This is a genomic window from Variovorax boronicumulans NBRC 103145 (assembly GCF_001591345.1).
In the GTDB taxonomy this organism is placed as follows: domain Bacteria; phylum Pseudomonadota; class Gammaproteobacteria; order Burkholderiales; family Burkholderiaceae_C; genus Variovorax; species Variovorax boronicumulans.
Window position 1 is genome coordinate 1 of the sequence record NZ_BCUS01000228.1, and the last position, 3838, is coordinate 3838.

Annotated in this window: 4 protein-coding genes and 1 pseudogene; 1 reads left to right on the forward strand and 4 read right to left on the reverse strand. The window is 70.9% G+C overall.

Annotated features, from left to right (window positions below; all coding sequences use genetic code 11):
• The 3 genes from VBO01S_RS31010 to VBO01S_RS31020 all read right to left on the reverse strand — a co-directional run.
• The coding region (locus VBO01S_RS31010; RefSeq protein WP_157627540.1) for a heavy metal translocating P-type ATPase at positions 1–1505 on the reverse strand (1505 nt) is incomplete at its 3' end.
• 88 nt (positions 1506–1593) lie between these two features.
• Positions 1594–1815 carry a DUF1059 domain-containing protein gene (locus VBO01S_RS31015; RefSeq protein WP_062482949.1) on the reverse strand — a complete coding sequence of 74 codons (222 nt, stop codon included), beginning with the start codon at positions 1813–1815 and terminating at the stop codon, positions 1594–1596.
• 16 nt (positions 1816–1831) lie between these two features.
• Entirely contained in the window at positions 1832–2893 is a 1062-nt protein-coding gene (locus VBO01S_RS31020; RefSeq protein WP_062482952.1) for a class I SAM-dependent methyltransferase, read from the reverse strand.
• A 144-nt stretch (positions 2894–3037) separates the two neighbouring features.
• Here VBO01S_RS31020 and VBO01S_RS33485 point away from each other — a divergent pair, with 144 nt between their 5' ends.
• Positions 3038–3505, forward strand: coding sequence for a helix-turn-helix transcriptional regulator (locus VBO01S_RS33485; protein ID WP_062482955.1), 468 nt, complete (start codon positions 3038–3040; stop codon positions 3503–3505).
• 23 nt (positions 3506–3528) lie between these two features.
• Here the strand turns inward: VBO01S_RS33485 and VBO01S_RS32945 are convergent.
• Positions 3529–3838, reverse strand: a pseudogene (locus tag VBO01S_RS32945) (energy transducer TonB); the annotation flags it as partial.

Here is a 3838-nt window from a genome sequence, read left to right on the forward strand (position 1 = left end):
GCCGCGCCGATCTCCAGCGCATCGCCCGGGCGCAGGCCCTGGCGGCAGTACACGCGCTCCAGGCGCGGCGTGTCGCCCGTGAGCGTGCCGGTCTTGTCGAACACCACGGTGTCGACGCCGGCCAGCGCTTCGAGCGCCTGCAGGTTCGACGTGAGCACGCCGCCGCGCGCCAGGGCGCCCGCGCTCGCGAGCATCGCAGCGGGCGTGGCCAGCGACAACGCACACGGGCAGGTGACGATCAGCACCGCCACCGCGACCATCAGCGCCTTGCCGGGATCGACCGCCCACCACAGCGCGCCCGCGCCGAACGCGCAGGCCAGCACCGCGATGAGAAAGGGCCGCGCCACGCGGTCGGCGAGCCGGGCCAGGCGCGGCTTGTCGAGCGCGGCGTTTTCCATGAGCCGCACGATCTGCGCGAAGCGCGTGCCCTCGCCCACCGACGCGATGCGCACCTGCACCACGGCCGAGAGGTTGTGGCTGCCCGCGAGCACGCGGTCGCCGCGGGGGCGCGGCACGGGGCGCGACTCGCCGGTGAGCAGCGCCTCGTCGGCGGTGGTGTCGCCGTCGATCACCGTGCCGTCGGCCGGGAAGGCCTCGCCGGGGCGCACACGCACCACGTCGCCCGCGCCGAGCCGGCGCACCGCCACGCGCGTCCATTCGCCGTCGGGCCCGAGGCGTTCGACGCTGTCGGGCAGCCGGTGCATCAGCGCTTCGAGCGCGCCGGCCGTGCGGTCGCGCAGCCGCGCCTCGAGCCAGCGGCCGGTGAGCAGGAAGAAGACGAACATCGTCAGCGAGTCGAAGTAGACCTCGTGCCCCAGCGGCCCCTTGGGGTCGAAGGTGGCGGCGGTGCTCACCACGAAGGTGATGAGCACGCCGAAGGTCACGGGCAGGTCCATGCCCACGCGCCCGATGCGCAGGTCGCGCCAGGCGCTGCGAAAGAAGGGCCCGCACGAGAACAGCACCACGGGCAGGCTGAGCACCCACGAGGCCCAGCGCAGCAGCTGCGCCGCGTCGGCCGTCATGTCGCCGGGGCGCGCGACGTAGGCCGGGTAGGCGTACATCATCACCTGCATCATGCAAAAGCCCGCGACCAGCCAGCGCCACAGCGCCATGCGCAACTCGCGCGTGCGCGTCTCGCGCGCGCTGCGGCTGCCGGCCGGCAGCAAGGGGTAGCCCGCGCGCGCGCTGGCCTCGAACCAACGCGAAGGCCGTGTGGCCGTGGCCGACCACACGACGCGCGCGCGCCGGCTCGCGGCGTTCACCTGCACCTCGGTCACGCCGGGCACCTGCGCCAGCGCGGCCTCGACGGTGAAGGCGCAGCCCGCGCAGTGCATGCCTTCGACCGCCACCTGCGATTCCCAGCGGCCCGTGCCTGCCTCCAGCGGGCGGCCGAACGCGGCCCACTCGGCGGGGTCGTCGAGCAGCTGCCAGGCTTCGGCGCGGGCGTCACTCCCGGCGGACGATGGAACGGACGGAAACGGCGCGAGCGCGGCAGAAGCTTGCATCGGGGCAGGCTAAATGCCGGGCCGATGCAAGCGTTTGATCTGCATCAAGGTTCGTTGCGGCGGCCGTGGCCGTGCAACATCGCGACCCTCAGGCGGGTGTCTTCGCAGCCTCCAGCTGCACCGGCGGCGTGCCGGCCTTGAACATGCTCGCCAGCTGCTTGCGCAGTTCGGGCGTGTCGGTGTGGCCGTGCACGGCCACGGCGTGCTGGACGGCGGCATCGAGCAGTTCGCCTTCGGAGTCGGCGCAGAGCGCGACACTGCAGTTCATCGTGCTCGGGTACTCGCGGCAATCGATGTATTGGCGGGACATGGCGCCTCCTTTGTCCTTACGGACGTGCTTCGAAGATCAGGTTGAAGGGCGTTTCGCTGGCGCGGCGGAAGTGCGAGAAGCCGCCCTGCGAGACGACGTCGCGCAGGCGCGCTTCGCCGGCCTGCGCCCCCAGGCACAGGCCCACTTCCTGCGAACGCGAGGCCGGCGTGCAGATGAAGCTGGAGGCCGAATAGAACACGCGCCCCACCGGGTTGATGTTGTCCTCCAGCCGGTCGTTGGCAAAGGGCTCGACGATCATCCACGTGCCCTGCGGCTTGAGGGTGCGCCGCACATGCGCCGCCGCGCCGACGGGGTCGCCCATGTCGTGCAGGCAGTCGAAGACGGCGACCAGGTCGTAGTCTTCGCCGGGGAAATCCTTGGCGCTGGCGACCTCGAAGCGCAGTCGCTTTTCATCGTCGACACCGGCCTTGCGCGCGGTTTCGCGCGCACGCTCGATCGACGGCGCGTGATAGTCGAAGCCGACGAAGCTGGATTGGGGATAGGCCTGCGCCATCAGCAGCGTCGAGGCGCCGTGGCCGCAGCCCACGTCGGCCACGCGCGCGCCGCTTTTCAGCAAGGGCTCGATGCCTTCGAGCGCCGGAATCCACTGGCTCACCAGGTTGGCCGCGTAGCCAGGCCGGAAGAAGCGCTCGGTGCCATGGAACAGGGCCACGTCGTGCTCGTGCCAGCCGATGCCCAGGCCCGTGCGCATGGCCTGGACCATCTTGGGAATGATCTTGAACTGCGCCACGGCGATCTGGAACGCGCCGGGCACGAAGGCCGGGCTGCCTTCCTCGGCCAGCGCGAAAGCCTGTTCCTCGGTCAGCGAGAACAGCTCGCCTTTGGGGTCGTACTCGACGTAGCCGCTGGCGGCCTGGGCCGAGAGCCATTCGCGCAGGTAGCGCGGGTCGGTCTCGGTGCGGCGGGCGAGCTGCTCCGCGGTGGCGGGGCCTTCGGCCAGCGCCTTGTACAGGCCGAGCTGGTCGCCGACGACGATGGTGGCCGCATGCATCACGGCCCCGATGTCGTGGACGAAGTTACCCATGAACGCGTTAAGCCGTGTTTCGTCGATGGCCATGTGTATCCCCTTCGTCGACAAGCGACTGGCGCGCCCGCTGCCTGCCTATACTGAATTCGAGGCAAAGGGCCTGCGAGCATCCTGTCTCTCGATGCGTGCGGGCGCCATACGCAGCAATGCGTATGCACCGTGAAAGGGCATGCCATGACGCACTTGTCGCGCAACGATTGGGCGAGCGCACTTCGCCTGCTGGACAAACTGGAGTCCGGCCATGTGCCCGTGCGGCATCGCAGCGCCGACGCGCATCCCACGCGCACCACCCGCCGCATCGCCAAGGCACCGGGCCGGCGCGAACTGCGCCGCGCCGCGCAGCAGGCCGACTACTGCCGGCGCGTGGGGCTGGAGCATGCGATGGCCGTAGCCTTCCTGTACCGGCTGGCCTGCCGAACGCCGGCGCCGTTGCCGGATGCGCAGCCGGCCGGCCTCACGCCGCGCGAGGGCGATGTCATGCACTGGCTCTCGCAGGGCAAGACCGACGCCGAGATCGCCGCGCTGCTGACGATCAGCCCCCGCACCGTGCACAAGCACCTGGAGCATGTCTACGTGAAGCTGGGCGTGGAGACGCGCACGGCCGCCGTGATGCGCGCGCTCGCCATGGGCCGATCTGTCTGAAGAAGACAGATCGGCTCCTTCCCCTACTCGATGCGGAAGACGAACTCCTGCGTCGCCAGCACCTCCGCGTCGCCCGTGGTCTGGCATTCGTAGCGCATCACCGCGGCCCGCACGGCCGAGTGGTACACGCGCGGCCCCGACAGGAAGCGCACCTCCTGCACATGGCCGCCCTTGATGCGCACCTCGGCCTTGACCACGCCGCCGATGCCTTCGTCCATCGCCTTGCGCGGCATCTCGGGCTTGACCTGCCGCGGGCAGGCCACGGCGATGTCGGTGGTGGTCGCCTTCGGCGGGGCCGGTGGCGCGGGGGGCGCCGGCGGTGCGGCCGGGGGC